This is a genomic window from Micromonospora sp. KC213, assembly GCF_004348325.1.
Classification (GTDB): domain Bacteria; phylum Actinomycetota; class Actinomycetes; order Mycobacteriales; family Micromonosporaceae; genus Micromonospora.
This window is the reverse complement of sequence record NZ_SMKF01000290.1, coordinates 1-3,894: the sequence shown is the minus strand read 5'-3', so window position 1 is coordinate 3,894 and position 3,894 is coordinate 1. Positions and strand designations below refer to the sequence as shown.

The window sequence follows — 3,894 nt, the reverse complement described above, 5'->3', positions numbered from 1 at the left end:
GTGCTGCGCTGTGCGCGTCCTCCGCGGTCGGTGGAACACCATGTACTTCTCCGGCGTGCGGTGACAGCAATGGCGTTCCACCGAAGGTGGTAGCGGGGTGGGGTGGGAGCGTTGCCTATCCGGATACGCGGCGGACGTTCTGGACCCCCTGTCGGCCCAGTGCGATCCGCCGTTGCCCGCGCTCAGCGGATACTCCTCGCGCAGAAGACCGCCTGATTTCGCCGACGGCATCCAGGGCGGCCCGATCGCAGGAAGATCCGGGTCCAGCGCCGCGGTCAGGCGGCGCCGGCCCCGTGGCCGCCAGTCACCCGTCGATGTAGATGGGCTTGAAATCCCAGCCCTGCTCTTGGCCGCCGGTCATGCTCCACTGAATCAGGCGTGCGCCCACGTCGATGCTGCCGCCGCCTTCGACGGAAACCACCTTGCCGCTCTTGCCGTTGATCAGGTAGCCGCCGCTGCTGCGCCAGTTCTGCTCGGGTTCGCCGTTGCAGGTCCATTGGATGATCGCGGCGCCGTTGGCGGTGCTGCCGCCGCCCGCGACGGACAGGCACTTGCCGCTCTTGTCGTTGACGATGCGCGAACCTGACCAGTGCCAGAAACGTTCCGGCGTGCTGTCACCGGGGAAGGGGCAGCCCCACTGGATGATCTGGGCGCCGTTGGCGGTGCTGCCGCCGCCGCCGACGGACATGCACAGCGCACTCTTGTAGTTCATGATGTTGTAGTGGGTGGCGGCGTGGGCCGGAGACGCGACGGCCAGCGCGGATGCGGTGACCGCCGCGGTCGCTGCCAGACCGGCCAGGATTGAACGTACGCTGCGTGACACGCGGGCCTCCCCCTGTCAAATGCCCTTGGTGGCTCTGTGTGGACTGACCCCGAAGATCATCCAGCGCCGACTCTACGGTCCCGCCGCATGGGACGGAACCGACGCAAGATCGAGTTCGCCTGCTGTTCACCGGCTCTATGTCGAGCCTGGCCCGCGCCTGGAAGGGCTACAGCACCGACGTGGTGGCGGTGCTGTGCCACCACGGCTTCGTCGTACGCGTCCAGGAGTGGGAGCCGGACTTCACCGGGATCCCCGGAGCCCACAGTCGTCGCGTCGGCACGCCCACGCCGGAGAGAAGAGGGCGGCATCCTCCAGTTCGTGCGCTGGCAGGTCGAAGTTTCTGGGATCGATGGTTCCGCAGTCGAAGGTGAAGTGGATGAGGGCCCGTGGCCGCTGCCCGGCGGGCGGTGCCCAGTCCACGACCAGCAGATCACCTACCTCCACGGCGAGCCCGAGTTCTTCGCGCACCTCACGCGCGCACGCCTCATGCGGATACTCGTTCTCCTCGACGTACCCGCCGGGAAATGCCCAGTGCCTTCGGTACGTCGGCTTGGCGAGCAGCACGTGACCTGCCGGGTCGGTGATGAAGCCCGCTGCGGCGGCGTGGAAGGCAGGCAGGTTGCCGTACCAGGTGGCGGGCTCCGTCCACGTCACGTCGATGACGCTAGCCGGCGCGTTGCTACGGACTTTCCGCGCAATGATGCGTGGGCGCTGGTGGCGCGCATTCAGCGCGGGTAGCGTCGAGGATCGCACAGTTGCTTGGGGTAGTGGTCATTCGTAATGGTTACAAGCGAGGAGTGCAGCATGCCCCCACGTGCGAACACGGTCGTCGATCCGCGTTTTCCCGCTGAACTGCGACGACTCCGCGAGTCACGGGGCCTGTCGCTGCGCCAGCTCGCTGCCGCTGTCAATCATGGCAAGAGCCTAATCCACCAGTTGGAGGCCGGGCATACGAAGCCCACCGTGGACGTGGCCGTCCGACTCGACGGCGCACTTGATGCGAACGGTGAACTGTCGGCACTCGTCGCGGACGCTCCCGATGGCGGCGACCGCCTGACATACGTCACTACGCATCCCCGCCGGGTCGATCCTGCTGCCGTCCGGGCGTTCGCCGACCTGCTCGCGGGTTATCGTCGGCTGGAGGACGCCATCGGCTCCGGTCCCGTTGCGGCTCCGGTCCATGCTCACCTCGACACCGTGACCTCTCTGCTGCGCGAGGCCCCACACCACATGAGGTCCCACGTGGTGGACGTTGCCGCGCAGTGGGCGCAGTTCGCCGGATGGCTGAGCATCGCGCGGGGGAACGATAGAGCAGCTACAGCCTGGCATGCCCGGGCCTTGCCGTGGGCCAGCGAGGCGGGCAACCGGGACCTCGTCGCCACCGTGCTGTCTTTTCAGGGCCATCAGGCCGAGTTGCGGCGCGATCTGCCCGCCATGATTGGACTGTCTCAGGCAGCCCGCCGAAACAAGAGAGTGAATGCGGCGCTGCGGGCCTACTGCGCGGGTCAGGAAGCGCGAGGTCTTGCCATGGCTGGTGCTGATAATCAGGAAGTAGTCGCCCGTCTGACCGAAGCTTCGGATTTGGCTGCGCAGGCAGCGGAGGAGCCGCTGTCCCCGTGGGGCTACTGGTACACCCCGTCCTTCTTTGCCATCCAGCAGGGCATCGCGTGGCGGTATCTCGGCGAGACTGACAGCCGGGCCAACGATCGAGCGCTGGAGTTGTTGACGATCGGCGTCGCGGGCGTCAACGCGGAGGCCAGTGCAGACTGGCACGGCCGGAACCTGGTGCACCTCGCTGTGGCCCAGGCGCAACACGGTGACACGGCGGCGGCCCGCGAGACTCTGACGTCGGCCGAAGGTATCGCGGTGGCGACCTCGTCCCGTCAGCTTGCCGATCAGGTGCGGGAGGTTGTCCGCCGGATCAGCCTGTCCGCGACGTCGTAGCGGACGCGTTTCACCTGCTCGGCCACCTAAAGCCGCCAGCACAGTGATTGTGGGTGACGGCGGTGTTACCTATTGCTTCACGTGGCCGTCGCGCCCTCGTCAGGAGGTCGCAGATGAACGGAACAGGACACGAAAACCCGCGCAGTCGGGGCGAGCAGATCGAGGAAGCCGAGCGGGAGGCTGCCAAGCAGCGCCTTCTCGCACAGGCCGAGGCGGATCGGATACCGGTCGAGGACACCACCCGGGCCCGCCCCGACCGGCGGTGGCGGCGTGACCAGGGATGAGCCGATCGGCCGGCGGGTGGCCCGCTGGCGGGTGCGCCGCCGGATGACGCAGCAGATGCTCGCCGACCGGCTCGGCAAGTCGAAGAGCTGGGTGGACAAGGTGGAGCGGGGTGTGCGTGCCCTGGACCGGTACTCGGTGATCCAGGAGATCTCCGAGGTGCTGCGGGTCGACCCGGCGGTGCTGCTCGGCGAGCACCGTCCACCCCCGAGCAGCGGGCTCGACGGCGTGGACGGGATCAGAGCCGCCCTCGCCCGTTACGAGGCTGGTGGCGCGGCCTCGGCCGACGAGGTCGGCCGGCACGTCGCGCACGCCTGGCTCACCTACCAGCACGCGCACTACGCCCAGGTGGTGCGGGCGCTGCCCGGGCTGCTCGACGCTGCCCGGAGCCTGCCCGGCACCGACCGGGAACTACTGGTGCAGGTGTACCGGATCACCTCGTCGATCCTGGTCAAGCTGGGCGAGGCCGACCTTGGCTGGCTGGCCGCCGACCGGGCGATGGCCGTCGCGGGCGGCGATCCGCTGCTGGCCGGACGGCGGCCGTGTCGGTCGGGCAGGCGCTGCGCGCCCTGGGCCGCGACCGGCTGGCGCTCACCGCGACGCTCGCCGCCGCGCAGCGGGTCGCGCAGCCGGGCGTACGGGGAGCACTGCTGCTCCAGGGTGGTCTGGCCGCCGCCGGTTGCGGCGACACCCGTCAGGCGGACGAGCTGATCGACCGGGCCGCCGACATCGCCGACCGGAGCGGAGCCGACGACCCGCACCGGACCTGCTTCGGGCCGGTCGCGGTGGATCTGGCGCGGGTGGTGGCGGCGGTGGAGCTGGGCGAGGCGGGGGAGGCGGTGTAC

At 69.1% G+C, this 3,894-nt stretch carries 5 protein-coding genes; 3 read left to right on the top strand and 2 right to left on the bottom strand.

Going from position 1 to position 3,894, the window contains the following annotated elements; all coding sequences use genetic code 11:
- Nucleotides 1-304: 304 nt before the first annotated feature.
- Nucleotides 305-823 carry an RICIN domain-containing protein gene (locus E1166_RS29805; protein ID WP_132343151.1) on the bottom strand — a complete coding sequence of 173 codons (519 nt, stop codon included), beginning with the start codon at nucleotides 821-823 and terminating at the stop codon, nucleotides 305-307.
- A gap of 240 nt (nucleotides 824-1,063) precedes the next feature.
- Nucleotides 1,064-1,477 (bottom strand): NUDIX hydrolase, encoded by a 414-nt coding sequence (locus E1166_RS29800; RefSeq protein ID WP_243710594.1) that lies wholly within the window; start codon nucleotides 1,475-1,477, stop codon nucleotides 1,064-1,066.
- A gap of 150 nt (nucleotides 1,478-1,627) precedes the next feature.
- On the opposite strand from E1166_RS29800, the gene E1166_RS29795 reads away from it, so the two are divergent.
- The 3 genes from E1166_RS29795 (at nucleotide 1,628) to E1166_RS29790 (ending at nucleotide 3,760) form a co-directional block, all read left to right on the top strand.
- Nucleotides 1,628-2,767: a helix-turn-helix transcriptional regulator gene (locus E1166_RS29795; protein WP_132343150.1), complete on the top strand. Its 1,140-nt coding sequence runs from the start codon at nucleotides 1,628-1,630 to the stop codon at nucleotides 2,765-2,767.
- Between the two features lie 113 nt (nucleotides 2,768-2,880).
- Nucleotides 2,881-3,051: a hypothetical protein gene (locus E1166_RS31305; RefSeq protein ID WP_165944460.1), complete on the top strand. Its 171-nt coding sequence runs from the start codon at nucleotides 2,881-2,883 to the stop codon at nucleotides 3,049-3,051.
- Nucleotides 3,038-3,760, top strand: a complete 723-nt coding sequence (locus E1166_RS29790) for a helix-turn-helix transcriptional regulator (RefSeq protein ID WP_243710593.1) — start codon at nucleotides 3,038-3,040, stop codon at nucleotides 3,758-3,760. Before E1166_RS31305 ends, E1166_RS29790 begins: the two co-directional genes overlap by 14 nt.
- Nucleotides 3,761-3,894: the final 134 nt, after the last annotated feature.

Coding starts and splice junctions, on each gene's coding strand:
- E1166_RS29795 (WP_132343150.1), top strand. CDS start 1,628: ATGCCCCCACGTGCGAACACGGTCGTCGATCCGCGTTTTCCCGCTGAA.
- E1166_RS31305 (WP_165944460.1), top strand. CDS start 2,881: ATGAACGGAACAGGACACGAAAACCCGCGCAGTCGGGGCGAGCAGATC.